Origin of the sequence: Pseudothauera rhizosphaerae, assembly GCF_004801305.1 — a bacterium.
GTDB classification, from domain to species: Bacteria; Pseudomonadota; Gammaproteobacteria; order Burkholderiales; family Rhodocyclaceae; genus Pseudothauera; species Pseudothauera rhizosphaerae.
Genome location: NZ_SSOD01000022.1, coordinates 69,216 through 92,386, shown reverse-complemented (window position 1 = coordinate 92,386; position 23,171 = coordinate 69,216). Strand labels below are relative to the sequence as shown.

The 23,171-nt window shown below is 62.8% G+C and carries 36 protein-coding genes and 2 tRNA genes; 29 read left to right on the top strand and 9 right to left on the bottom strand.

All coding sequences use genetic code 11. From position 1 onward, the window contains the following. Positions 1-81: 81 nt before the first annotated feature. The 5 genes from E6O51_RS20380 to E6O51_RS20360 form a co-directional block, all read right to left on the bottom strand. Entirely contained in the window at positions 82-504 is a 423-nt protein-coding gene (locus E6O51_RS20380; protein ID WP_136386860.1) for a DUF1566 domain-containing protein, read from the bottom strand. A gap of 24 nt (positions 505-528) precedes the next feature. Next, positions 529-604 (bottom strand) — tRNA-Ala (locus E6O51_RS20375). 5 nt (positions 605-609) lie between these two features. Continuing rightward, a tRNA-Pro gene (locus E6O51_RS20370) sits at positions 610-686 on the bottom strand. Between the two features lie 2,250 nt (positions 687-2,936). Continuing rightward, positions 2,937-3,581 carry an HTH domain-containing protein gene (locus E6O51_RS20365; RefSeq protein ID WP_136386859.1) on the bottom strand — a complete coding sequence of 215 codons (645 nt, stop codon included), beginning with the start codon at positions 3,579-3,581 and terminating at the stop codon, positions 2,937-2,939. Positions 3,582-3,633: 52 nt separating this feature from the next. Further along, the gene (locus E6O51_RS20360) at positions 3,634-4,107 is read right to left on the bottom strand and encodes a helix-turn-helix domain-containing protein (RefSeq protein WP_136386858.1); all 474 of its coding nucleotides are present in this window, start codon (positions 4,105-4,107) and stop codon (positions 3,634-3,636) included. Positions 4,108-4,190: 83 nt separating this feature from the next. On the opposite strand from E6O51_RS20360, the gene E6O51_RS22520 reads away from it, so the two are divergent. Continuing rightward, positions 4,191-4,442 carry a transcriptional regulator gene (locus tag E6O51_RS22520; RefSeq protein WP_136386857.1) on the top strand — a complete coding sequence of 84 codons (252 nt, stop codon included), beginning with the start codon at positions 4,191-4,193 and terminating at the stop codon, positions 4,440-4,442. Between the two features lie 27 nt (positions 4,443-4,469). Here the strand turns inward: E6O51_RS22520 and E6O51_RS20350 are convergent, their stop codons facing one another. After that, positions 4,470-4,658: a hypothetical protein gene (locus E6O51_RS20350; RefSeq protein WP_136386856.1), complete on the bottom strand. Its 189-nt coding sequence runs from the start codon at positions 4,656-4,658 to the stop codon at positions 4,470-4,472. A gap of 182 nt (positions 4,659-4,840) precedes the next feature. Here E6O51_RS20350 and E6O51_RS20345 point away from each other — a divergent pair, with 182 nt between their 5' ends. The 7 genes from E6O51_RS20345 to E6O51_RS20315 all read left to right on the top strand — a co-directional run bounded on the left by E6O51_RS20345 (position 4,841) and on the right by E6O51_RS20315 (position 8,711). Further along, the gene (locus E6O51_RS20345) at positions 4,841-5,131 is read left to right on the top strand and encodes a hypothetical protein (protein WP_136386855.1); all 291 of its coding nucleotides are present in this window, start codon (positions 4,841-4,843) and stop codon (positions 5,129-5,131) included. A 75-nt stretch (positions 5,132-5,206) separates the two neighbouring features. Continuing rightward, a complete protein-coding gene (locus E6O51_RS20340; protein ID WP_136386854.1) occupies positions 5,207-5,755 on the top strand; it encodes an adenine nucleotide alpha hydrolase family protein in 549 nt (182 codons plus the stop codon). Beyond that, positions 5,743-6,117, top strand: coding sequence for a hypothetical protein (locus E6O51_RS20335; RefSeq protein ID WP_136386853.1), 375 nt, complete (start codon positions 5,743-5,745; stop codon positions 6,115-6,117). The genes E6O51_RS20340 and E6O51_RS20335 overlap by 13 nt, the downstream gene beginning before the upstream one ends. Further along, positions 6,117-7,022: a DnaT-like ssDNA-binding domain-containing protein gene (locus tag E6O51_RS20330; protein ID WP_136386852.1), complete on the top strand. Its 906-nt coding sequence runs from the start codon at positions 6,117-6,119 to the stop codon at positions 7,020-7,022. Before E6O51_RS20335 ends, E6O51_RS20330 begins: the two co-directional genes overlap by 1 nt. After that, positions 6,976-7,545 carry a hypothetical protein gene (locus tag E6O51_RS20325; RefSeq protein WP_136386851.1) on the top strand — a complete coding sequence of 190 codons (570 nt, stop codon included), beginning with the start codon at positions 6,976-6,978 and terminating at the stop codon, positions 7,543-7,545. Before E6O51_RS20330 ends, E6O51_RS20325 begins: the two co-directional genes overlap by 47 nt. 192 nt (positions 7,546-7,737) lie before the next feature. Further along, positions 7,738-8,181, top strand: a complete 444-nt coding sequence (locus E6O51_RS20320) for a RusA family crossover junction endodeoxyribonuclease (RefSeq protein WP_136386850.1) — start codon at positions 7,738-7,740, stop codon at positions 8,179-8,181. Beyond that, entirely contained in the window at positions 8,178-8,711 is a 534-nt protein-coding gene (locus tag E6O51_RS20315) for a hypothetical protein (protein ID WP_136386849.1), read from the top strand. Before E6O51_RS20320 ends, E6O51_RS20315 begins: the two co-directional genes overlap by 4 nt. A gap of 480 nt (positions 8,712-9,191) precedes the next feature. Here E6O51_RS20315 and E6O51_RS20305 read toward each other — a convergent pair whose 3' ends face one another. Genes E6O51_RS20305 through E6O51_RS20295 form a run of 3 tightly spaced genes read right to left on the bottom strand, consistent with a single transcriptional unit; the run spans position 9,192 to position 9,952 of the window. Next, positions 9,192-9,434, bottom strand: coding sequence for a hypothetical protein (locus tag E6O51_RS20305; protein ID WP_136386847.1), 243 nt, complete (start codon positions 9,432-9,434; stop codon positions 9,192-9,194). A gap of 5 nt (positions 9,435-9,439) precedes the next feature. Further along, a complete protein-coding gene (locus tag E6O51_RS20300; protein WP_136386846.1) occupies positions 9,440-9,742 on the bottom strand; it encodes a hypothetical protein in 303 nt (100 codons plus the stop codon). 15 nt (positions 9,743-9,757) lie between these two features. Continuing rightward, positions 9,758-9,952 carry a hypothetical protein gene (locus tag E6O51_RS20295; protein WP_136386845.1) on the bottom strand — a complete coding sequence of 65 codons (195 nt, stop codon included), beginning with the start codon at positions 9,950-9,952 and terminating at the stop codon, positions 9,758-9,760. A 333-nt stretch (positions 9,953-10,285) separates the two neighbouring features. On the opposite strand from E6O51_RS20295, the gene E6O51_RS20290 reads away from it, so the two are divergent. From E6O51_RS20290 to E6O51_RS20200, 21 genes are all read left to right on the top strand, one after another. Continuing rightward, positions 10,286-10,777 (top strand): terminase, encoded by a 492-nt coding sequence (locus E6O51_RS20290; RefSeq protein WP_136386844.1) that lies wholly within the window; start codon positions 10,286-10,288, stop codon positions 10,775-10,777. Continuing rightward, positions 10,767-12,383, top strand: coding sequence for a hypothetical protein (locus E6O51_RS20285; RefSeq protein ID WP_136386843.1), 1,617 nt, complete (start codon positions 10,767-10,769; stop codon positions 12,381-12,383). The genes E6O51_RS20290 and E6O51_RS20285 overlap by 11 nt, the downstream gene beginning before the upstream one ends. Positions 12,384-12,385: 2 nt before the next feature. Then, entirely contained in the window at positions 12,386-12,571 is a 186-nt protein-coding gene (locus E6O51_RS20280) for a hypothetical protein (protein ID WP_136386842.1), read from the top strand. After that, on the top strand, positions 12,561-12,734 hold the full coding sequence (locus E6O51_RS21965; RefSeq protein WP_168735351.1) for a hypothetical protein: 174 nt from the start codon (positions 12,561-12,563) through the stop codon (positions 12,732-12,734). Before E6O51_RS20280 ends, E6O51_RS21965 begins: the two co-directional genes overlap by 11 nt. Continuing rightward, on the top strand, positions 12,731-13,096 hold the full coding sequence (locus E6O51_RS20275) for a hypothetical protein (protein WP_136386841.1): 366 nt from the start codon (positions 12,731-12,733) through the stop codon (positions 13,094-13,096). Before E6O51_RS21965 ends, E6O51_RS20275 begins: the two co-directional genes overlap by 4 nt. Further along, positions 13,096-15,216: a portal protein gene (locus E6O51_RS20270; RefSeq protein WP_136386840.1), complete on the top strand. Its 2,121-nt coding sequence runs from the start codon at positions 13,096-13,098 to the stop codon at positions 15,214-15,216. The genes E6O51_RS20275 and E6O51_RS20270 overlap by 1 nt, the downstream gene beginning before the upstream one ends. Continuing rightward, entirely contained in the window at positions 15,213-15,494 is a 282-nt protein-coding gene (locus E6O51_RS20265; RefSeq protein WP_136386839.1) for a hypothetical protein, read from the top strand. The genes E6O51_RS20270 and E6O51_RS20265 overlap by 4 nt, the downstream gene beginning before the upstream one ends. Before the next feature lie 67 nt (positions 15,495-15,561). Beyond that, entirely contained in the window at positions 15,562-16,632 is a 1,071-nt protein-coding gene (locus E6O51_RS20260) for a hypothetical protein (protein WP_136386838.1), read from the top strand. 29 nt (positions 16,633-16,661) lie between these two features. Beyond that, a complete protein-coding gene (locus tag E6O51_RS20255; protein WP_136386837.1) occupies positions 16,662-17,621 on the top strand; it encodes a N4-gp56 family major capsid protein in 960 nt (319 codons plus the stop codon). A 65-nt stretch (positions 17,622-17,686) separates the two neighbouring features. Beyond that, on the top strand, positions 17,687-18,052 hold the full coding sequence (locus E6O51_RS20250) for a hypothetical protein (protein WP_136386836.1): 366 nt from the start codon (positions 17,687-17,689) through the stop codon (positions 18,050-18,052). Between the two features lie 14 nt (positions 18,053-18,066). After that, entirely contained in the window at positions 18,067-18,294 is a 228-nt protein-coding gene (locus E6O51_RS20245; protein ID WP_136386835.1) for a hypothetical protein, read from the top strand. 18 nt (positions 18,295-18,312) lie between these two features. Next, entirely contained in the window at positions 18,313-18,513 is a 201-nt protein-coding gene (locus E6O51_RS20240; RefSeq protein ID WP_136386834.1) for a hypothetical protein, read from the top strand. Between the two features lie 11 nt (positions 18,514-18,524). Continuing rightward, positions 18,525-18,791 (top strand): hypothetical protein, encoded by a 267-nt coding sequence (locus tag E6O51_RS20235; protein WP_136386833.1) that lies wholly within the window; start codon positions 18,525-18,527, stop codon positions 18,789-18,791. Between the two features lie 4 nt (positions 18,792-18,795). Next, positions 18,796-20,196 carry a glycosyltransferase family 9 protein gene (locus tag E6O51_RS20230; RefSeq protein WP_136386832.1) on the top strand — a complete coding sequence of 467 codons (1,401 nt, stop codon included), beginning with the start codon at positions 18,796-18,798 and terminating at the stop codon, positions 20,194-20,196. Further along, on the top strand, positions 20,174-20,833 hold the full coding sequence (locus E6O51_RS20225) for a phage adaptor protein (protein WP_136386831.1): 660 nt from the start codon (positions 20,174-20,176) through the stop codon (positions 20,831-20,833). The genes E6O51_RS20230 and E6O51_RS20225 overlap by 23 nt, the downstream gene beginning before the upstream one ends. A 3-nt stretch (positions 20,834-20,836) precedes the next feature. Continuing rightward, entirely contained in the window at positions 20,837-21,148 is a 312-nt protein-coding gene (locus E6O51_RS20220; protein WP_136386830.1) for a phage holin family protein, read from the top strand. Then, positions 21,145-21,267 (top strand): hypothetical protein, encoded by a 123-nt coding sequence (locus tag E6O51_RS22430; RefSeq protein ID WP_269140113.1) that lies wholly within the window; start codon positions 21,145-21,147, stop codon positions 21,265-21,267. The genes E6O51_RS20220 and E6O51_RS22430 overlap by 4 nt, the downstream gene beginning before the upstream one ends. Before the next feature lie 2 nt (positions 21,268-21,269). Further along, positions 21,270-21,809: a glycoside hydrolase family 19 protein gene (locus tag E6O51_RS20215; RefSeq protein WP_136386829.1), complete on the top strand. Its 540-nt coding sequence runs from the start codon at positions 21,270-21,272 to the stop codon at positions 21,807-21,809. Between the two features lie 257 nt (positions 21,810-22,066). After that, complete coding sequence (locus E6O51_RS20210) at positions 22,067-22,309, top strand: hypothetical protein (protein ID WP_136386828.1); 243 nt, start codon at positions 22,067-22,069, stop codon at positions 22,307-22,309. Continuing rightward, the gene (locus E6O51_RS20205; protein WP_136386827.1) at positions 22,306-22,527 is read left to right on the top strand and encodes a hypothetical protein; all 222 of its coding nucleotides are present in this window, start codon (positions 22,306-22,308) and stop codon (positions 22,525-22,527) included. Before E6O51_RS20210 ends, E6O51_RS20205 begins: the two co-directional genes overlap by 4 nt. After that, on the top strand, positions 22,524-23,150 hold the full coding sequence (locus tag E6O51_RS20200) for a hypothetical protein (RefSeq protein ID WP_136386826.1): 627 nt from the start codon (positions 22,524-22,526) through the stop codon (positions 23,148-23,150). The genes E6O51_RS20205 and E6O51_RS20200 overlap by 4 nt, the downstream gene beginning before the upstream one ends. Positions 23,151-23,171 lie beyond the last annotated feature (21 nt).

Genomic DNA, 23,171 nt, shown 5'->3' with positions numbered 1-23,171 from the left:
GGCTGCGTTCGCAGCACGGCCGGCCGAGAGGAGGGAGACGGGGCGACGGATATGCCGTCGGCGGGCTACGCCCGCGAAGGGTTAAAGCGACGAAGCGATGACGCTGCGGAAGGGGCGGACGCGGAACACGAGGTCCCGGTAGCGGTAGTACACGTAGCCGTACTCGAAACCCACAGCCCACGGCCAGCCGTGATGGAACGAGCGCGACCAGTAGATGCTGTCCAGACCGCCGGTCTGCACGAAGTGCTCGCGGGCCGTGACCCAGGCCAGCATCAGGTCTTCCTGCTCGCCGACCTGCCAGTCGCTGTGGCCGTTGATATCGCCGAACTCGACGCCGCCGGCTTCGATCTGGTCGAAGTCGGCCCGCCGGTCGTGCTCGATGCCGGCCGGCGTGATGATGTGATGGACCTGGCCATCGATCAGGCGGCTGCCGATGAAAATCCCACCCTGTTCGGGCCACGGCTGGCCGATTGTCGGAGGAATAGTCGTGGTGGTTTCGCTCATGGTGCGCGGTCCTCGGTGGTGAAGTGGTGGAGCCAGCCGGGATCGAACCGGCGACATCCTGCTTGCAGGGCAGGCGCTCTCCCATCTGAGCTATGGCCCCGTGATTGGTCCGCCTGGATGGATTCGAACCCCCGACATCTCGCTCCCAAAGCGAGCGCGCTACCGGACTGCGCTACAGACGGAGGATGGAGCGGCCGGTTACGCTCTCCGGCCGTGTGCGCGTCAAAAGCCCCGCTTGTGGCAGAGGCGCGCCGCATTCGTGTCGTCGTGGTGCCGTCATCTCCGTTCGCGGTGTTCTGCTGACGCACCGGTAGGTCGTCGCGGATCGGGCCAGTTGGAACCGGTTGCGCACTGTCGGGGCGCTACACCGGGCTTGCGTCTATCGCCCCGTGCATGCCCCCTTGGCATGCGGTAGCGGTGGCGGCGCAGTGCCGTCGGGGAGGGCGGGCGAGGCCACCCTAGCAGGCGGCGGCGTGGCCGGGGCGAGTTGCATCGCCGCCAACTGGATCAGCAGGAGGAACATGGAAGCCTCGAAAGGGGAGCCAGCCGATGCGGGCTGGTGCAGGGAGGGCGCGGCCGATGGCCGGCTGGCCTGATGGCTGTGGGTGGCCGGACGCTACCCGGCTGGTTGCAGAGTTGTCCTGCAGCGGCTCCAGGTCCCCCGCTTTCACGGCTCGTTCTGGCTCTCAACTCAGGCCCCATCGAAGGGGTTCCCTTCCGCGCACTTCCCCGACTTTCAGTGCTGCACCCACAAGCCGAGACGGCGGCAATACTGGGCTACTCACCGCGGTACGCTTCGCCGTTCAAACCACCGTCTCGCTTCTGGATGCTGCTCAACCCAATGCCGGCCGCAGGGTTCATCTGCAGGGTCTGTCGCCTGCGACCGGGGTTCTCATCGGGCACTGCTCGCGGTAACGGGGCGCGGTAGCGGAAGCGGACGAGATCCCTGCATCGCCTATTGCCCGGCTGCCTTCCGCAGCTACTGCCCGAGCGTCATGCCTTTACCGCCGGCGGACTTCACCGGCTTGGCCCCTCTTGTGGATTCGTGCCGGACTTCCACCGGCCTGCTCGCTGGTCTTCCGACGCCACCGTTCCGGCGTCCGCAATCCTTGCGAGTCTGAGTGCATCCGCTTCGCCTTCGCCGCGTGTTCCAGCGGGCGGCACACCCTACACAAAGCCCATGCGGTCAGAGCACGCGGTCGACGCCTGGGCTACACGATCAACAGCAGAGCGTCCGACTGGAATCGAACCAGTTCCCCCGGCAGCTCCTCTCCGGTCAGCTTTCGCTGTGACCTGCAATGCAACCATCACACCCCGGCCGCTCTGCTGTTCCCCCTGCTTGCTGCCCCGGCAGGGGGTTCGGGTGTTGGCGGTCGATTGACCAGAGGTCGCAATCCCCGTGTGTTCGTGCGGCAGCGAACCGCACTATCGACGCCCATCTGCAGCGCTCACCAACATCAAAGCGGGCCTGATTTCCAGACCGGGCGCTGCTACTGCCGGATAGCTTCTATGCGCCTGCGTTGGTCCCTACGCCGAGGACGCGTTCCTCCCGCCGCTTTGATGTTGGGCCGGATTCTCTCCATCCGGCGTAAGTCACGCCTGCTTCCCCACGCGGCTTTCCAGCGACCGGGCGTTCTCGACTTGATACGTGCGTGGCGTCCAGCCGTCAGCGGTCCCTGGCTGGCATTCCGGAGTTGATTCGACCGCGGAAAATTCGGTCCCGGTTACTCTCGTCCGGGGTCTGCGTCACGATCAGCGGCGACCGATGTCTGCAGCAGGCGTCCGGCATTTCGCGCCGGCTTCTCGCGGTTACCAGCGCCACCGCGGCGGGCGCCATGCTTGCGCATGCTCGACATCCCCCGGCCCGTCTCCGCCTCATTGCGTCGGACTCCGGCGGTGCCGTCTTGCCTGCCTCGTTGTGCCCGGCTGGCGTCTGTGGGGGCGCAGCGCAGCCGCCGTTCGGCGACTCGCTGCCTATCCGTCCGAGTTGTAGCGGGCGCCGCTGCTCTGGCGCTGGCCTGGTAAAGATCGGTGCTGCCACCCGGCAATGCGCCGGGCTTCGGTATTCGGTGCTGCGGTTGCGTTCTCCCGTGCGGCTTCTCCGTAGACCTGCCGCTTCACTCTGCCCAGAACGTCTTGGCGGCTGACCGTACTTGCCGGTACTGCTCTATCCGGGGTTCTGCGCGCCTGGGCTGCCGGGTCGCTGCGGTGTTGCGTGCTGCGATAGGTGAAATTTAGCCATAAGCTAACGCAATGTCAATAGCTATTAGCTAATTTTTCATGCGATAATCCCCCCACGCCCCGATCTGAGGGCGCAAAAAAGCCCGCGCTGGGCGGGCTGGGGAGGATGTGATGTGGAAGACGATCTACTTGCTATGGGGGCGGCTGATGCGCCGACTGATCGTAGACCCGGCGCTCAGCCTGGGTGGCGTTCAAGAGCCCGCCATCAGCCCCGCTCTTCGATCGCGGATCGAAAGCTGAACGCTTGGAATGACTGCAAACTTCGTGGCTCCATCTGGACTGCGCATCACCAGTATGTAGAAGACCTTCCCGCCGTTGTTCGCATCGAAAGACGAGTTCTTGATGAAAAAGGTGTACTTCCCGTTCGCGCCAAGCGCTGACGTTTTGACCTGAATGTGGAAATATTGGTTGTTCTTGGACGCAACGATGTCGACCCCTTCATCAACAGCCATCAACGACGAGTTGAAGCCGCGGTAGAGCAGTTCAGCCATTACGGCGTGTTCGCCGGCCTTCCCAATGAAGTTGCTGCTGACCGGAGTCGTCTGCTCCACGATAACTGGCGGCAAGCCCAGCTTGCTCCGGCCCTGGCGAACTCGATACACGCCGCGCTTCAGACCGCCGGTTTTGTTCTTGACCTTCCCAAAAGACGGCGACTTCGTTCTCAGGTTCGACGAGAGAGCTGCGGCAACCTTTGCGGAGAAATCTTCTGCGGACAGTTGAAGGTTTCTGTTCGTGCGAACAGCCTCGGCTGCAATTTCATCCACATGCAGCGGCTTCCTGGCTTCGGCAAGGATATCTCGTGCAACAGACAGAATTGGCGAAAGCGTCGTGCTCATCTTGCTCCTGTCCTTTCGGTTGGGAATGGATAGACCTTCGCCAGCGGCCGAGTCACGCTTTCCGTTTTTCGGAGAGCGTGCCGTACCTTGCTGCAGCTTCTTCTATGGCCGAAGTCATGCGCGCCTGCACCCAAGCGCGCCCCTCGTTCGTGAGAGCGTTGTAGGCAGACTCATCGACTGCAAGAAACGGCCATCTAGCTGCAGTGGGCGCAGCTTTGGATTTTTCCATCTCTCCGCCGCCATGAATATTTGTCGAAGGTGATACGTCGCCGGCATTTTCTATGGGCGCGTGATCTTGATCACGGTCTAGCCATCCAACTTCCTTGCCACACGCTTCCTCAATCGCGCGAGCGGTTGTGGATCGCATTGTTCTTGGCTTTCCGGTGCCAGAGTTGGTTGAGCGGTTGATCCACTGGCTTACTTGGGACTCTGACTTGCGAAGGTGCTCTGCCAAGTTCTTTACAGACCCATGCTCGCCTGCCAGCCGGGCAAGGTTTTCAGCGCGAATATCGTCAATCAGCTTCATTCGGTCTTTTTATAGCTTATGGCTAACATTGTGAATTAGCCAAAGGCTTGACTGATGCGTTAGCTAATGGCTAAAGTACGTCCATGAACCTCAAAACCTACCTTTCCAAAGAGCGTGGGCGGGCATCCAGGCTGGCATTGAGCCTCGGCGTTACTCCGACGACGGTGTCCGAGTGGGCTGCGATGAAGAAGCTCGTCCCATCTGAGCGGTGCTCGGAAATCGAGTCACTGACCAACCGCCAAGTGACTTGCGAAGACCTTCGTCCCGACCTTGCTGAGCACTGGGCGTATCTCTCCAACCGACAGCCGTCTCCCGCCCCCCAGGAGCCCGCCTGATGCGCTCCTTTGAAGCCATTGCCCAGATCATCGACCAGGCTCTCGCGATTTCTCGTCTGCGCGGGCGCAGGCGAGCGCGACTACGTCCTGGAATGCCTGAACGATTGCGTCAGACCCTTCGGAGGGCAGCAGTTTTGCAATCCCGAATTCGGTCAGCCGACGAAGCTGCGCCGCAATCTCGGCGGGATCGGGGTGTGCCTCGATGAGTGCGATCACCAGTACCTGCAAGGCTGCTGTTTGCCCGACGAGGCTTGCGATTCGCTTCTCAAGATCGGCAATGGTCGTCGGTTTCTTCTGCTAGTCGTTCATGGCTTCTCCTTTGCTGGGGATGGTTGCGTGAGAACTTCCATTCTATCTGCATTGGAGAGGCCGCCTTTTACAGTACGGGAGTGCCGCTGATGGTCTGGCCCTTCACGCGCCGGCAGTCTGCCGCGCCCGAGCCTTCCCCTGTCGACGACGAACCGCGGCTGTCGCGGCGCGCATCCGACTCCACCGACATCCCGATGGACGGCATCTTCTCGATGCGGATTCCGCACGAGCTGCGCATCCTCGGTGCGCGCAAGGCGCGGGTGATGGGGCTCTCGCTGGGTGAGTACATGCGCCATCTGCTGGCCAAGGCCGTGGATTCCGATGATGAGAATTTGCCCGAGCCTGACGATGCGCGGGCATTACGAAAGGGGCGGCCATGATCGTCCTCGAATTCCTGATCGGCCTGCTGCACGACCTGCTGCTTTGGCTCATGCCGCCCGAGGAGGAATAGGGCGATGGCAGACCCATGCCGCGTAGAAGGCCCTGCCGTCATCTCGTTCAGCGGTGGGCGCACGTCCGGGATGATGCTGCGGAAAATCCTGGATTCCCACGGCGGCCAGCTACCCAACGACGTGCGCGTTCTGTTCGCCAACACTGGCAAGGAGGCGCCGGAAACGCTGGATTTGCCGCACAAGGAGCCCTATGACCGCTTCGCACCGCTGGCGCGGATCGGCATCTCTGCTGCCGATGTGGCGACGTTCTGGAAGCAGCAGCCGTTCGACCTGCGGCTCCCGAACATCGGCGGTAAGACCATGCACGGCAACTGCGATCTGTGCTTCCTCAAGCCGGCCGCGCAGGTGTTCTCGTTGATCCGCGAGCAGCCGGAGCGCGCCATCTGGTGGGCTGCGCAGGAAAGGCCGGCCGATGGAAAGGGAGATGGCAACCGGTTCCGCAACGACCGCATCAGCTACGCGCGGATGCTGGAGCTTGCGCAAGGCGGACAGGGGGAACTGTTCGAGTTCGCCGAGGATGTTGCTCTGGAGGACTGCGCATGCACGGACTGACACATCGGAAGTCCGGCATCGGCTCCCACCACAGCGCGCGCATGCAGAACGACGAGTGGCTGACGCCGCCGCATGTCCTGTCAAGGCTGGGCCGTTTCGATCTGGACCCATGCGCACCCGTTCTCGCCCGCCGGCCGTGGAACACGGCCGACCGCCACTTCACCATCGAGGACAACGGACACTTCCACCATGCCGACGGCAGCCGCGCGAAGGCCAACAGCGGGGCACCGAGCGTGCTCATTGCCTACGGCCAGCGCGACACCGAGATCCTGAGCGCGTGCGGCCTGGACGGGCATTTCATCCGCCTCGCTCGCCAGCGACAGCCGGCGGATCGACAAGACCTGTTCGCGGAGGCTGTGTAGTGGCCCGCATCCGCACCATCAAGCCCGAGTTCTGGACGGCTGAACAGGTCATGGAGCTGTCGCCCATGGCACGCCTGCTGTTCATTGGCATGTGGAATTTCTGTGACGACCGGGGCGTGCATCCGGTTGCTTACAAGACCCTGAAGGCCGAAGTGTTCCCGGCCGACGATTTGCTCTCTTCAGATGTTGAGAAGCTAGTCGGCGAGCTGATCACCCAGGGATTGCTCATTGAGTTCGAAGCCGAGAGCCGCCGCTGGTGGTTCGTCACCGGCTGGCACCACCAGGTCATCAACCGTCCATCGAAGTCCCGCTACCCGGAGCCGCCGCGCGGTGCGCCGCTTCCCTCCGCCGCCGGACAGGACGAACAGACCAATGCCGGCGCGGATTCGACGGTTTGTCACGGAGCACTCGCTGATGACTCATTGAGCGATCACGGAGCACTCACGGACGGAAGGGAAGGGAAGGGAAGGGAAAGGAGTAAACCTCCCCCTTCCTCCCCCAGCGCGCGCGCATGCGAGACCGGTCCGCCATCGGCAGATCGCGTGCCGATGCACTCGGAGTGGCGACCGTCATCGACATTCGCAACGCTGGCCCATCAGGCCGGACTGCCAATCCCAGGGAACGCCGAGTTCGATGCTGCGCGAGTCGAGTTTGTCGCGTACTGGCTGACCCGGGCAGACCAGCGCACGCAGCACGAGTGGGATCACGCCTTCATCCGCAGCCTGAAGAACGACCGAATCAAGGCGCAATCCGCGCCCAGACGCGAGGACAACCATGGGAAGCCTCAACGACGTAGCGCTGCCGAGCAGCGCGCCGACACCATTGCCGAACTCACCGGGTGCAAGCGCGACGACGACGATGCCGCTGCGAGAACTCTCCAAGGAGAAGCGCGTGTTGTGGGTTGAGCGGATTTTCGCGCGGATGTCGGCGATGTACGGCCGGCTGTTCGCCGAGATGTGGGTCGGCACCGACCTGGCAGAGGTCAAGGACGTATGGGCTGATGACCTCGCGCCGTTCTGTGGTGCTCAGATCGCATGGGCGATGGAGCAGTGCAAGGCGCGCGAACTGCCGCCGACGCTGCCCATGTTCCGAGGGCTGTGCCAGCAGGCCCCACGCCCCGAGGTGCCTGCGCTGCCTGCGCCGAAAGTTTCGCGTGATGTCGCTCTGGAACGCGCCAAGGAATTGCGCCGCGCCGCGGACCGGGTAGCCAGCCGCCCAGTCGGCAGTACCGCGTGGGCGGAGACCCCGCCGGCAAGCCCGCGCGGCAGCGTGTGGGAGCGCTGGATAATCGAACTGGCCGAGGCCGGCGAGCCGCGTTTCGTCGCGATCCTGGCCCAGCACGTCGGAGCCGGCGTGATCCGTGCACCGCGGGCACTGGCCGCATTGGAGGCAGCGGGGCATGAAACCGACACCCGTGCTGTTGCCTGACATCGAGAGGGGGCCGAAATGGACGAGAGAGCACATGTTCCGCTGCGCGGTGCGATCCCTGCTGCGATACCGGGCTCAGCGCAACCGGCAGGCGCTGGAAGCGCTCAAGCGCGGCTCGCACTACCCGGCGTTGGCGGCGGCAGCGAGCGATCAGTGGGTGCGCGGGAACCGGGGAGAGCCGGGGGATTGGCGATGACGATCCGAATCGTGGTGCGCGGCACGCCGGCTCCGCAGGGCTCGAAGAGCTTCAAGGGAATGAGCAAGGCCGGCCGCGCGATCCTCACCGAGTCGTCGAAGAAGGTGCGACCGTGGCGCCAGGACGTGAAGTCAGCCGCCGAGGACTGGCGGGCACGCACCGGCGCGGCGCCGATCGACGGGCCGGTCGTGGTGAGAATGACCTTCACCTTGTCGAAGCCTGTCAGCGCACCGAAGCGCCGCCGTACGTACCCGATGCGCACGCCGGACCTGTCGAAACTGGCACGCTCAACTGAGGACGCGCTGACCGACGCAGGTATCTGGACCGACGACGCCCGGGTAATCGGCTACACGAAGTTGTGGAAAGCCTACCCCGGAGAGGATGTCGATGCGCTCGACTCGCCGGGGGCGGTGATCGAGATCATGGAGGTTCGTGCATGACAGCTACCACAGAGGCGGCGATCTTCCGCAGCGGTCACGAAGCCCTGCGCTTCGCCTATGCCTACAACGCACAGCAGTACCCCATGACGATCATGGGCAGGATGATGCGCGGCAGACCGGTTGGATCAGGGCGAGGACTGCACGGCTTGGACGGCGCCGCTGAGGCCGGCAACGTCAAGCGCGTCGTGCAGTCGCTGCCGCACGACTACCGCCATGCGCTGATCTGTCGCTACACGCTCAGCGACCGCGAGTTCGCAGAATCAGCTAACGCACTGCTGAAGCCCGTCATTGCATCGTTTGGAACTGGCACGCATTACACGCGGATGGCGCTCAAACTGATCTGCCGGTACTTCGGACGCGCGGATTATAATTTGGCGACGCTGTGCGATGAGTTTCGCATGGACGCTGCGACGATGACCAGGCGATGGCAGAGGTGTCGAGATCGGCTGAAAGCCGTCGAGAGCGCAGCAGAAAATGCGGCCGATGATGCGCTCGTCGAGGCGGGGTTGGTGACATCAAATTGCGTTTGACAGCGTAACGCGTTCATTGGGCGCCACCCCGACGGTCCACATGGGGTTTATCCTTGAAGCGCGCCGCGATAAATGCGGCATGATGAGTGCGATAAATGCCGCCTGCCGCGATTGCGCGGGCTGAAATCTAATTGCGGATGTGGTCCGAGGAGGCCGAGGCTACTCCACCCCGGCCGCACGTCGTGCGAGCGCCAGGCGAGCGCGCAGGGTGGCCACGGCATTGCTCACCGACCCCGACGAGACACCAACCCGCGCCGCGGCCTTGGTCTGGCTGAGGCCCTCGACCATGACCAGGCGCGCGGCCTCCTGAGCCGCAGGGCTGCGGGTCCGATGTAGGGCGCAGAGAGCCGCGAACGCATCGGGAGTCATGACGGCTCGCCGCCTCGCCGCGCACGGCGCCCGTCCCAGCCCCCTCTCCCCAACCCCTCTCCCGCGAGGGGAGAGGGGCTTGCGCACGGTGCAGGCATGGTGTGTTTCATTTCAGGTCCCAGCATGGATCAAATAGGCGTCGCGGCCCATCTCATCGACGAGGACACGGAGATCTCCGTCCATGTAGCCCCACCCCATTACGGTTTCGGTACGACCGGAGTCGGTGAGGATACGGCCGATCCCGTCTGCCCATGTACGGGCACCGACAGCGCCGACCTGGGAATGCTCCAGCATCCCCCCTTCATGCACCTTCAGCGCGGAAACGTTCACTTTTCCTACCTCCGAAATGATCATGGTCGTTACTCCATCGACTCCGGATAACCCATTTCGATCAGCCCGCGCTGCACGATGCGGGCATCCGAACGGCCGACAACGCCAGCGCTGACGCGGTCTTCGAACGAATCGAACTCGTCCGCGGAGAGCTCCATGTCACGCACTGCGACAGTGTGTGACCTGCCGCGTTCGTCCCGATAGCTGTAGAACACCGGTTTGCCGCCGACAGTTTCCGCGGACAGCCGGAAGGAGCCGCCCCCGTTTTCATACACCGCAATCTGCTTACCGTTCAGCGCGCAGCGGCCCAAGAACTTGACGAACTTGCCCATTTTCTTACTCCCGGCTTACTTCAGATTGTTCAGCTTAAGCACGATCGACCGCGAGTCTTCGCCATCGAAGAACGATTCCGGCTGAGCTTCTGCCTTGGCGAGATATTCCGCCACCATCGCTTCACCCTTTGCGCGGGTCTCGGCGTCAGGGGCCTTGGTCAGGCGGAACTCAAGCATCTCCCGGATGGACCTGATGAGCTTGGCTTTCATTTTTTTCTCCGCCCCGCTACCGGGAGGCGCGGTCGGTAGCGTCATCGCCACCGTGACTACATGATACACACGATATATCGTGCAGTCAACAACTTTTCACCAGCTGCAGATGATCAACTCCCCGGCCGTCGCCGTGCCGGCTTTGAGTCGCGGACGATGATCTCCGCGACAACGACCAAGATGGCCAATTTGGTGCTGCCGATGGGCGTCGAAGAAAGGGGTTGAAATTTTTGACCCCTTAGAGTAGTATTTTTTTATACCGTACCGATGATGCGTCAAGAGCCCGCAGGCGAAAGCTGAGCGGGCTTTTTCGTTTCCGAAGAGGGCTGGACAATGGCCGAGCGAAAAAGCCGTGGCGGCCGTCCGAGCAAGTACAACAAGGACGTGATGCCGACCCAAGCGGAGAAGCTGTGCGCGGAGGGCTTCACGGACGATCAGCTTGCGAAGTTCTTCGAGGTGTCGATACAGACCCTCAATACGTGGAAGGCGGTTCATCCTGAGTTTCTGGAGGCCCTAAAGCGTGGCAAGGACCGGTTCGACACGGAGCGCGTTGAAGTGGCGCTCGCGCAGCGCGCCATTGGCTACTCGCATCCGGAAGACGATATCCGCGTAGTGGCTGGAAAAATCGTCATCACCCCGACGATCAAGCATTACCCGCCGGACACGACGGCCTGCATCTTCTGGCTGAAGAACCGGCAACCGAAGAAGTGGCGCGACAAGCAGGAGCACGAGGTCACCGGTAAGGACGGCGGGCCGGTGCAGGTCGAAGTCTCGCGCACCGACTACGCCGCACTGCGGGCCGCCCTCAAGGACGATGGCGGTTGATCCTGCCGACTACGTCGCCCTGCAGCGCTGCGCATGGGGGAAGAACGGCAGTGCGGTAATTGATGCGTGGGAGTGGTTCGAGGCGAAGTACGGGCGGGCTGAATTGGGCCGGGCGGATAGGTTCTTCCTGCTCGTCTCGGCGCTGCATCGACCAGATGCGTTCAAGCCGTGGCTGTACGAGCGCTGCCGAGAGGTCGAGGCCGAGCCTGACGGCTGCTTGGACCTGTGGGCGCGGGAGCACTACAAGAGCACGATCATCACGTTCGCCGGCATCGTGCAGGAGGTCGTGCGAGACCCTGAGATTACAGTCGGGATTTTCTCGCACACCAAAGGGGTGTCGAGGACATTCCTGGGTCAGCTCAAGCGCGAGTTTGAGTCGAATGACGACCTGAAGTCGACATACCCGGAGGTGTTCTATGCAGACCCTGCATCGGAATCTCCGCGGTGGTCGCTGGATGGCGGGCTGATCGTCAAGCGGAAAGGGAACCCGAAGGAGGCGACCATCGAGGCGCACGGTCTCGTGGATGGTCAGCCGACCGGCCGGCACTTTCTGTTGATGGTCTACGACGACGTGGTGACGCGGGAATCCGTAACCACGCCGGAGCAGGTGAAGAAAACGACGGACGCTTGGGGCTTGTCGGACAACCTTGGCGCCCGTGGGGCGGACGGCAGGCTGCGCAAGTGGCACATCGGAACGCGCTACTCGTTCGCTGATACGTACCAGTACATTCTGGACCGCAGCATCCTGAAGCCAAGGATTCACCCGGCGACTGACAACGGAAAGATCGACGGAAACCCGGTTTTCCTGTCGCGCGAGGCCTGGGCGGAGAAGGTGAAGACCCAGCCGTCTGCGATCCTGGCGGCGCAGATGCTGCAGAACCCGGCAGCCGGCCAGCAGGCGATGTTCAGGAAGGAATGGCTTCGCTTCCTGGACATGCGGCCGGCGACGCTCAACGTGTACATCCTGTGCGACCCGGCCAGCTCGAAAAAGAAGGACAGCGACCGAACGGCAATCGCGGTTATCGGGATCGACGCCGCGAAGAACCGCTGGCTACTTGATGGCTACCACCACCGAATGAGCCTATCCGAGCGCTGGCAGGCATTGCGCGGACTGCGGAAAGTCTGGATGGCGATGCCAGGCGTGCAGCGCGTGGAAGTCGGATACGAGCGGTACGGCGCTCTCTCAGATCTGGAGTACTTCGACGAGCAGATGCGACGCGATCGCGATTCGTTCGAGATCGAAGAGCTGAACTGGACGCGTGAAGGAAATGAATCGAAGTACGACCGCATCCAGCGGTTGGAGCCGTATTTCCGGGCCGGACAGTTCATCCTGCCGGCCGTGGTAAAGGCGGAGACCGCAGGACAACGCAAGGTGCGCGAGGCCGGACAGGCATTCCGTATCTACGAACCAACGAGGCGGCGTGACGAGAACGGGAACATCTACAGCCTGAGCAAGACGCTGCTCGACGAGTACTTGGTCTATCCGTTCTCGGCACACGATGACTTCTTGGATGCCTGCTCTCGGATCGAGGACATGGACCCGCAGCCGCCGGTGATCGTGGATGAGCGCGCGCTGATGCCGGAAACGTTTGCGGATGGGGTGTGACGATGGCGGACAACCAGAACCAGCAACAAGACCCGCGCACCAAAGTGCGTGTTAGCAACCGCCTGTGGTCGCAAGAGGTCGGAGCAGCCCAGGCGGAAACGCTGCTGCCGGAGAAGGAACCGGGCTACGTGTTCAGCAATGGTCGCAGGTTCGACGACGGCAAGGGGCCGTACAGCGATGCGTCCTGAACTGTGTGACGCGATGGCGCACGGCACGCGCGAGTACAACGAATTGCCGGTATCGATCCGCCAGTACTACACGCCGGCCGAGTACGTCGCGATTGGCGATGCGCGGCGGGCCGGACTGGTACGCGAGGAAACCGAGCCAGAGACTTTCGAGGATGGGGTATGAGCGTCAGCATGCAACAGATCGCCACGGACGCGCCGCAACTGGATGCGAACGACCTGGTGACCGCCAAGCACATGGCCGACACCCTGCACAGGCACTATCCAGGCCACCTGTGGGCTGTGACGTGCGACGGCAGCAAGGGCGTCGCCACGATCCGCAACCTGATGCTGTCCGGGAACATGGGCTACACCCTGCATCTGCCGCGCATCTATTCGGCGAGCGAATGGGACAAACGGGTGCTGATGGCTGGTGGTGAAATCCTGGAGCGCTACCGCGTCATGCGTGCCAGCCTGGATCGTGCGCACAGCCAGATCATGACACTGCCGACGGACTTCGCCGGCCGTATCGCCGTGGAGCGCGACTGATGCGCGAAGCACCGCCGGATGTCGAGCAGGGCGGCGCGCCTGATTGGCTTGGTCTTGCCCGCGATGCGTTCGGCACGAGCACGTCGTGGTTCGACGCCAGCGTGCGGCGAGACATCGAGCAGGACATCAGGCAGTTCCAAGGGCGGCATCCGGCTGGATCGAAGTACAACGCTGAGTCGTATGCCGGGCGCTCGAAACTGTTCCGGCCGAAGACGCGGTCCTCGGTAAGACGCAACGAGGCGGTGGCAGCCGAGGCATTCTTCAGTACGGATGATGTTGTGACTGTGATGCCGTTCGACGACTCGAACCCGATTCAGCGTGCCGGGGCCGATCTGGCGCAGGAGTTGCTGAAGTGGAGGCTTACCAAGTCGGTGCCGTGGTTCATGACGGCATGTGGCGCCTATCAGGATGCTCAAGTGGCTGGTGTGGTGGTGTCGCGCCAGTACTGGGACTATGACCCTGATCGCGGGATTGATCGGCCGGTCATTGAGTTGATCCCTGTCGAGAACTTCCGCATCGACCCAGGGGCAAACTGGGCATGCCCGATAGAGACATCGCCCTATCTGATCCAGATGATCCCGATGTACGTGAAGAACGTGCGGCGGCGGATGGACGGTCCTTGCCGTAAGACCGGTACCGCGGCGTGGAAGAGGGCGGATGATGGCACGCTGCTGGCCGCAGCGACCGCCTACGGAGATTCCACGAGACTAGTGCGGGAGGGAAACCGACAGGACCCGAAGGACAGCGCCAGCGCGCTGACGGCATACACCATCGTGTGGGTGCATCGGAATATCGTCGAGCATGACGGTAAGGACTGGCTGTACTACACGCTGGGCACGCAGCATCTGTTGAGCGACCCGGTTCCTCTTTCTGACGTTTCGCCCATCGGCAGAGACTATGTGCTCGGCGTTTCGGTGATCGAGACACACCGGAATTATCCAGGCGGTTCGGTTCGCCTTGGGCGCGACGTGCAGGCCGAGATCAATGACTTGGCGAACCTGCGGATCGACAACATACGGTTCGTGCTGAACAAGCGCTACTTCGTGAAGCGCAACAAGCAAGTCGACCTGCGTTCGCTCACCCGCAACACGCCGGGCAGCGCCACGCTGATGGATGACCCGGAGAAGGACGTAAGGGAGGTCGCCTTCACCGACGTGACCAGCTCGGCCTATGCAGAGCAGGACCGGTTGAACCTGGACTTCGACGACGTGACAGGCGCTTTCTCGCAGGCGTCGGTACAGAGCAACCGCAACCTGAACGAGACGGTTGGCGGGCTTAACCTGTTGTCGAGTTCGGCCAACCAGGTATCCGGCTATCAACTGCGGACGTTTGTCGAGACGTGGGTGGAACCGGTGTTGCGTCAGGTGCTCGCGCTCGAACAAGCCTACGAGACCGATGAGGCAATCCTGGCGCTCTCGGCGCGACGGGCAAAAATCGTCGAGCAGTATGGGGAGGCTGCATTCTCCATGGCCTTCGATCTGCTGGATCAGGACATGTTCCTCAACGTCAATGTCGGCATTGGCGCTACGAACCCGGTCGATCAAATGCAGAAGTTCATCGGCGGCATGAACGCGCTGCGCGAGATGTTGGCCGACGGCGTGCTGGAGCGCTACGGACTGGATATCGAGGAAGTCATCAGCGAAGTGTTCGGCAAGCTCGGCTACCGTTCTGGCGGGCGGTTCTTCAACCTGGAGAACGAAGACCCAGCGCTCACTGCAGCGAAACAGGAAATCGCACGGCTGCAGCAAGCGCTGGACTCGAAGACGCCGCCTGAATTGCTGGCGAAGCAGATCGAGAAGCTGGACGCGGAGATCAAGAAGCTGCAAGCGGCGGCAGAAGAGACCGGCGTGAAGAGCCAGTATTCCGCGGTTCAGACCGCCCAGGTCATCGCGGCCAACCCGTCCATTGCCCCAGTGGCAGACGTGGTGCTGCAGAACGAGGGATTCCGACCTGATCCGACCGGCATTGATCCGAATCTGCCAGTGCCGGCCGAGCCGCTCATGAACGAGCAGGACTACATCAGCGGTGCGCCTGGTGATACCAGTCCTGACACGCCGGCCGGTCCCGCTGTCGGTGCGCTGGACGGTATCGAGACGATGGAAGCGGATGGTGTTGCATGAGCACGGAGCGCACCGAACAACTGATTCGTGTCGGCCTGATGGACGAGGCGGAACGATTCCTGAAGACCAACCTTGGCCGCCATCTGGTCGATCGAGCGGAAGCAGAGCGTGACGCTGCGATGGCAGAACTGAAGGAAGCGGATGCAGAGAACCCGAAGTACATCCGCGAACTGCAGAACCGTATCTACCGCGCAGAGTCGTTTCAGTTCTGGCTCGCCGAACTGATCACCGAGGGCCGCAACGCGCTGCATGAGATGCAGGAAAACGCCCAGCAGTAACCGCTGACCGCAATTCTCCAACCAGCCCGCCGCGTGCGGGCTTTTTCGTTTCAGGAGCCATAGCACCATGACCGTGAAGGACGACGCCACCCAGCAGGGCGCGCCGGCTGACGAAAGCCAAGCCGCCGCGCAGGAAGAACAGCAGCAACAGTTCCGCTCTCCGCGCGACGAGGCGATGGAGCGCATGGCTCAAAACCGTCGCGCGACGCTGGCCGCCGAAGGCGTGGAGATCGAGCAGGAAGAGCGGCGGTCTAGCGAGGACGAATCGAGCGCAGAAGGCGCCGACAAGCAAGAGCAAGGGCAGAAGCAGGGAGAGCAGCGGCAGGAAGAAGATCTGAGCGCCGATGCCCAAGTGGCACAGCAGACCGATCCGACGGTGATCGCCGACGGCTTCGACAAGGTGAAGGTGCGCGCCAAGATCGACGGCGAGGAAGTGGAAGTGTCGCTCGATCAAGTGCTACGCCAGTTCCAGAAGAACGGCGCGGCTGATCGACGCTTGGCGGAAGCCACCAAGATTCTGAACGAGGCGAAGGAACGCGCTACGGCACCGAACGATGCCAATGACGAGAAGCAGCAGGAAGAGCCGGGCCGGGCGGATGAAAAAGCACCCGGTACGAAGGAACTCGCAGAAAAAGCGGTCGCGGCGCTCATGGAGGGCAATGAGGCCGAGGTCGCCACCATCTTCGACGAGGTCATGAACGGACGCCAACAGCAAGTGCCGGCTATCCCGTCTGTCGAAGAAATCACGCAGAGCGTGAAGCAGCAAATCGAAGTAGAGAGCGCATTGCGGCAGTTCAGTACGGACTACGCCGATATCGACTCCGACCCATACCTCTCAGTCCTTGCGATACAGGCCGTGCAGCAGAAAGTCCAGGAAGGCACGTCCTTTCCCGACGCGTTGCGCGAAACCGGCGAAGACCTACGTGGCTGGATCAAGGGGAAGAGCGGCGCAGCGACCGACGAGCCGGCCACGACCGCTGCCCGAAACGAGAGGCTGGAGCGAAAGGCCAGACTGGACAACGTCCGTGCGGCCAGTGTTACCGCGAAGTCATCCACAACCCAGGAACCGCTTACCGAAGAGCAAATCCGGCGCGAAGCCATGGAAGAACTGCGGAAGTCGCGCGTTGCCCAGGGTTGAAGAACCTTTCCGAATAGGAGAATCAAATCATGGTAGGCCAAGTCTGGCTCACCAACACGCTTGGTGGCTACATGTACAGCGATTCGCTGTCGAAGGTGCTGCGTCACTCCGTCCAGCCGCTGGTGAAGTTCCGCCAGTTCGCTGACATCAAGGACGCGGCTGTGCAGGGCAAGGGCAAGGGCGACACCTTCCACTGGAACGTGTATTCCGACGTGGCCACGCAGGGCACGACCCTGGTGGAAACCAATACCCTGCCGGAAACCAACTTCACCATCACCCAGGGCACGATGACTATCACCGAGTACGGAAACTCGGTGCCCTACACCGGCAAGCTGGACGACCTGTCCGAGCAGCCCGTGAAGGAGGTCATCAACAAGGTGCTGAAGAACGATGCGAAGAAGGCGTTCGACGTTGCCTCGCATGCGCAATTCAACGCCACGCCGCTGCGTGTTGCTCCCTACGGCGGCACATCCACCGACGCCATCGTCCTGACCACCAACGGCACGGCGACCGAAACGAACAACGTCGCGCTCGGCGCCGATCACGTCAAGGCCATCGTCGATACGATGAAGGAGCGGAACATCCCGCCCTACACCGGCGACGACTACATCTGCCTGGCGCATCCGTCCACTCTGCGTGACTTCAAGAACGAACTGGAGGACATCCACAAATACACGCCGGAAGGCTTCGGGATGATCCTGAACGGCGAGATCGGCCGCTACGAGAACACGCGGTTCGTCGAGCAGACCAACATCGCCAAGGAAGGCTGGGCAAACGCCAAGTCGGAATGGGCCTTCTTCTTCGGCAACGACACCGTGGCCGAGGGCGTCGCGATCCCGGAAGAGATGCGCGGCAAGATTCCTACCGACTACGGCCGTTCCAAGGGCATTGCCTGGTACTACCTGGGCGGGTTCGGCATTGTCCACCCCCTCAACGCTGCGGACAACAGCAAGAATACCCGCATTGTGAAGTGGGACTCCGCGGCCTGATCGCCCAGCACGCTACATGACGGCCTCCTTCAGGAGGCCGTTTTCATTCCCGAAGGAGATGCACCATGTCATACGACGATCCGAACTTCCAGATTCGCCGCGAGCGCTATGCCGGCGAGGCCGGCGGCTCCGCCACGACCGAATACGGCAAGTTCCGCAGCTTCCAGAAGATCCGCCTCAAGGCCGTGCATGCGGTGGTCACCGTTGCTGGCACTGCTACCACGCACAAGCTCGACATCCTGCACGGCACGACTTCCATCGGCGCCATCGCGCTCTCCACGTCGACAGCGGGCGTCAAGAGTTCCAGCACCACCTTGGACCGGTCCGTTGGCTCCCTGGAGGCGATCAGCGTCAAGAGCGGCGCGGACGCCACCGGCAAGGCAGACGTGATCTACGAGTACGAAGTCCTGCCTGATGCGGTGCAGACCTGATCCAGGAGGATGTGATGCGCGACAAGAACCTGGACCTCAACACGTCTTCCCCGTTGCCGTCTTCCGATGGCGGCATCTCGGGTGGCAGCTATGGCGCGCTCGGCGGCGCTTCGGTGGCAGACCTGAAGCGCGGTTACACCGCGGCCGGCATGCCCGAAGAAGCCGGTGACCTCTATTCCATGTTCGAGACGGAGAAGGAGTCCGGCGGTTTCTGCGGTCGTCCTCACGGCTGGGAACGCTGACCAGGACAGGAGAAGACCATGAAGGACAAATGCTACATCCCGAACGGCGAACTGCAGGGCGACAACCGCCCGATGCCGAACCGCGGCACCGGAACAGGCGTTGGCGACACCTATGGTGCAGACATCTCGCCTGACGCCACGAACCGCGAGGGCGGATTCAAGGGGCGCTCGCATCCGGTGGATCGCGATATGCCCGTCGATCCGCAGGCCAACTACTGAGCGAGGGCAGCATGAAGCTCGACAAGACGAAATCCTACGGGGAAATCTACGGCCGCACGCCTGACGGTGCGCGCTTCCACCAGGACGGCCGTTACTTTGACGCCCATGGAGACGAGATCGTGCGCAAGGCGGCCGTCGAAGAGCCGGTGGCACCGCAAGAGGACGCCAAGCCTGCCGCGCGCCCAGGGCGTAAGCCGAAGGCGGCCGTCGAAGAGCCGGTGGCACCGAAGGTTGCCAATCCCATCGACGAACAGATCGCCGCGCAGCTCGGGGGCTGAGCGCATGTCCTCGCAAGCTGCGCGCATTAAGTACCACATCGTGCCCTACACCCGCGGCATCGGCATCGAACTGGGCGGCAAGGCATTCCCGCATTTCGTGGAAGCGGCATCTGTCGATGATGTGGCAGACGAAAGCCAGGCGTTCGTCGTGGCGTCGTATCAAGGCGCCGGAGTGGAGTCGCTGCGCGAATGGTGGCGGACCGTCCTGCCCGGCGGTCATCTCGTGCTACACCTGCCGCACCTAGACACCACGGGCGCCGGGTTCATTCCGGCTGCCGTCGAGCACGAGATGCGAACCGCTGCCGTCGAGACCGGATTCGACCTGATCGTGTGCGAACCGCAGGAAGACGATTTCTTGCAGGTGTTTCAGAAGCCGGCGTTTCCGACAGGTCAGTTCAAGCAGTCATGGCTCACCAACATCCGATCCGAACCGACGGCCTGCGTTGTGCGCTATGGCGGCTTCGGCGACATGTTGCAGGCATCCAACATCCTGCCGGCGCTCAAGCGGGAGGGATTTCACGTCACGGTGATGACCACGCCCAAGGGGCAGGACATCCTGCGCGAAGACCCGCATGTTGATGCCTGGTTCATCCAGGACACCGACCAAGTGCCAAACCATGAACTGGCCGCGTTCTGGAAAGTTCAGGAAGCGCGCTTTGACCGGTTCGTCAACCTGTCCGAGTCGGTCGAAGGGACGCTTCTGCCGATCCCGTGCCGCGCGAACTTCCACTGGCCGGATGCGGTGCGCCGCAAGGAACTGGGGAGGAACTATCTGGAATGGACGAGCGAACTTGCCCAAGTTCCCTACGGCAGTGAAGCGCGCTTCTACCCGGACGCTGCGGAGTGTCAGCGCGTTGCGGGCTTGATGGAGCCTGGCAAATTCCATGTTGTATTCGCGCTGGCCGGTTCCAGCATTCACAAGTTCTGGCCTCACCAGGATGCGCTGATCGCCCGCTGCCTGCTGGAACTGCCGGATGTTGTGTTCCATCTGGTTGGTGATTACGCCTGCCAGCTTCTCGAAGCTGGATGGGAGGCGGAGCCGCGCGTGCATTGCCGCAGCGGAGCACTGCCCATTCGCGACACGCTGACGATGGCCGTTCAGGCGCAGGCGGTCATCGGACCGGAGACGGGCGTTCTGAATGCTGTGGCGTTCGAGGCAAGCGTCGCCAAGGTCATCCTGCTCTCCCATTCAAGCCACGAGAACCTGACCAAGCACTGGGTCAATACGACTGTGCTGACGCCCCCTGTCGAGGTTGGGTGCTACCCATGCCATCGCCTGCACTACGGGCGCGACTACTGCCACGAACACCGGGAGACCGGCGCGGCAATCTGCCAACAGGCCATCGATCCGGCGCTGGCATTCGATGCGATCAGGAGGGCTTATGAACGCTGGCGAACTGATTGACATCGTGCGCCGCGAGATCGGAGACCGCGAGCAGCCGTACTTCAATACCGATGACGACCTGATCGAGTTCGCAGACGACGCGCAGAACGAGGCATGCCGACGCGCGAGCCTCCTGGTCGACTCAAACAGCGATTTCTGCCGCATCGACGTCGAGGAAGGTGAGGCGGAGTACGAGATCGACTCGCGCATCATCCGCATCCGCCGTGCGCGTCTTGTTGGCGTGGTGAGGCCCATGTCGCTGATGCCGACTGCTCACCTCGATTCGCAATGTCTCGGGTGGGAGGACATGGCCGGCGAGCCGTCCATCATCGTCACAGACTGGAAGACTGGGGCAATCCGTCTTGCGCCGACCCCTGACGCCGCTGCGACGCTACTGCTTCGCGTTGTACGGCTGCCGCTGCATCCCATCAAGTCGCTGGATTCGACGTTCGAGGTCAATCCTCGTTTCATCCGCGATCTGCGGCACTGGATCATCAAGCGCGCATACGACAAGAAGGATGCCGACGCCGAGGACGTTGCGCTTGCTGTGCGCGCAGAAGGTCGTTTCATCGCGGCATTCGGCGAGGCGCTGCCGGCGCGTACCGAAGAGTGGAACGCGCGGAACCTTCCTTTCGACAACCTGGATGCGAGCGAGTAACTGATGACCGACTGGCTCTCCCGCGTCTTCCGCGACCTCGAAACTGCTGTCTCGTTCGCCGTGATCGGCGCTGTGATCGGCGTCGGCCAACTTCTGGCGTCGTCTGAGCGCATCACGGCGCGCATCGTCATCGGCCGCTGCATCTCGACCGCCGGCATTGCGATGGCCGCCGGCTCGGTGCTGGTGTTCGTGCCTGACCTGTCTCCGGTGGGGCAGTTTGGTATCGCTGCCGGACTGGCTAGCCTCGGGACATCCGGGCTGGAGCGGATGTTTCAGCGCGTCATTGGCGGCGGGGCAGGGAGGGCGGATCAATGACCTGGGCCAATGTGCTGCTGATCGCGGTGTGCATCGTCGCGGCCGTGCTGGGCGCCAGGCTCACGGCCTGCGCGCGGCACGACCTCGAACTGACGAACCGGCGCAGGAAGGGAGACTGAGCATGGAAACGCTCGTCACGCCCGGCCAACTCGTCATCCTGTACGACTGCAGCTACACCCGCGCGGCGACGTTCTGCGAACCCCTGAACCAAGGGATGCGCGAGTACGGCATCGACACGCCGGCCCGCATCGCGGCGTTCTTGGCGCAGATCGGGCACGAGTCCGGCCGCCTGCGCTACGTGCGCGAAATATGGGGGCCGACGCCAGCCCAGGCTCGATACGAAGGGCGGAAGGACTTGGGCAACACCGAACCCGGCGACGGCAAGAAGTATCTCGGCCGCGGCCTCATCCAGATCACCGGTCGCGCCAACTATCAGCAGGCGTCCGATGCGCTGGGTGAGGACTTCATCGCCTACCCGGCACTGCTCGAAACGCCGAATTGGGCGGCAAAGTCGGCGTGCTGGTGGTGGGCGGCACGTGGCCTCAACACGCTGGCCGACGCTGGCGACTTCACGAAGATCACCAGTCGGATCAACGGCGGCCAGAACGGGCGCGCAGACCGTGTGGCCCTGCATGAGCGTGCACAGGCGCTGCTCGCATAGGAGATGTGATGTGCGAACAACGATCATTGCTGCTGTGGCATCCGCTGCCGTGGCTGGCGTGCTGGGCGGCTGGGGCGGCTATCGGCTGGCAGATGGGGCTTGCGCGAAGCGCGAGCTGGTGGTGGCCCAGGGCTACGCCGAGTGGGGCCAGTCCGCTATTGCGGCTGTCCGTGCAGACCTTGCGACTGAACGAAAACGCGCGGTCTCCGCTGCAGAGGCGCGAGGCCGTCGTGCTGCATCTGCGGGCGAGGTGAAAGGTGAAGCTGCTGCTGATCTGGATCTTGGCTGCGAGTGGCGCGACGCTCACCGGCTGCGCATCGACGCCATCTATTCCGCATACGGATTCGGTCCCGAAAGCGGACCCGCTGGAATGCGTGCTGCGCTGCCCGGACCCGCCGCCTCGGAGCCTGCCGCGAGAGCTGTGGGAAGTGGAAGTGCTGTCGTGGGGCCTGGCGTGCCGGGCGCTGCACAATGACTGCGTGGATGGACTGCTGAAATGACCGCCTTCAACTGCCTGACGTTCGCGCTCAACGCCTGGCACGCCGACGGCGGCTATCTCGTCGCCCGGCGCTCGGCGCACTGGGGCGTGCCGCATCTCATCGTCGTCACGCCGGAAGGGCTGCAGCACTACGCACCCGGCGCCTGGCTATTCGCGCTTGGCGCCACTCTGTGGGCGTGTTCTCGGCTGGTACGGAACATGTGGAGGGCCATGAAGTGAGCTGCAAGCTCCAAAAACTCGACCTGTGCATCATCCGCGGCGCGACAGTCGCGCTGCCCATCCGTATCGAATCCGACACCTTGGCCTACGCCACTATTAACGACGTGCTGCAGAGCGCGCCGGTACAGATCGTCGCGTCTGGCCATGGCATCCCGGACGGGTGGCGCGCGGCCGTCATGAACGTGAAAGGCCCGGTCGAGTTGAACGCCGCAAACAACCCGCCGCGGGATAGCGATTTCCGCCGGACGACACGGCTCGACACAAGTACCGTGGCGTTCAACGCGGTCAATGGCGCGGGCTTCAAACCCTACGTCTCCGGAGGTCAGCTCGCGTACTACCTGCCCGTGAATCTTGCGCTCTATGACAGCGCACGGATGGACGTGCGCAACCGAGTGGGCGGCGATCTGCTGGCCTCGTTCAGCACAGACGAGGGAACACTAGGACTTGACGCAGCGAATGACTGCCTGTGGCTGCGCCTCACTGCTGAGCAATCCGCGGAGCTGAGTTGGACGAAGGGCGTGTTCGACGCTGAGCTCGTCGAGCCAGATGGCACGGTGCTGCGCATCTGCTCGTCGGATTCCACCATCACCGTGACTACCGAAAACACGACCTCCCACGCCTGACCTGACGAATCAAGGAGCCAA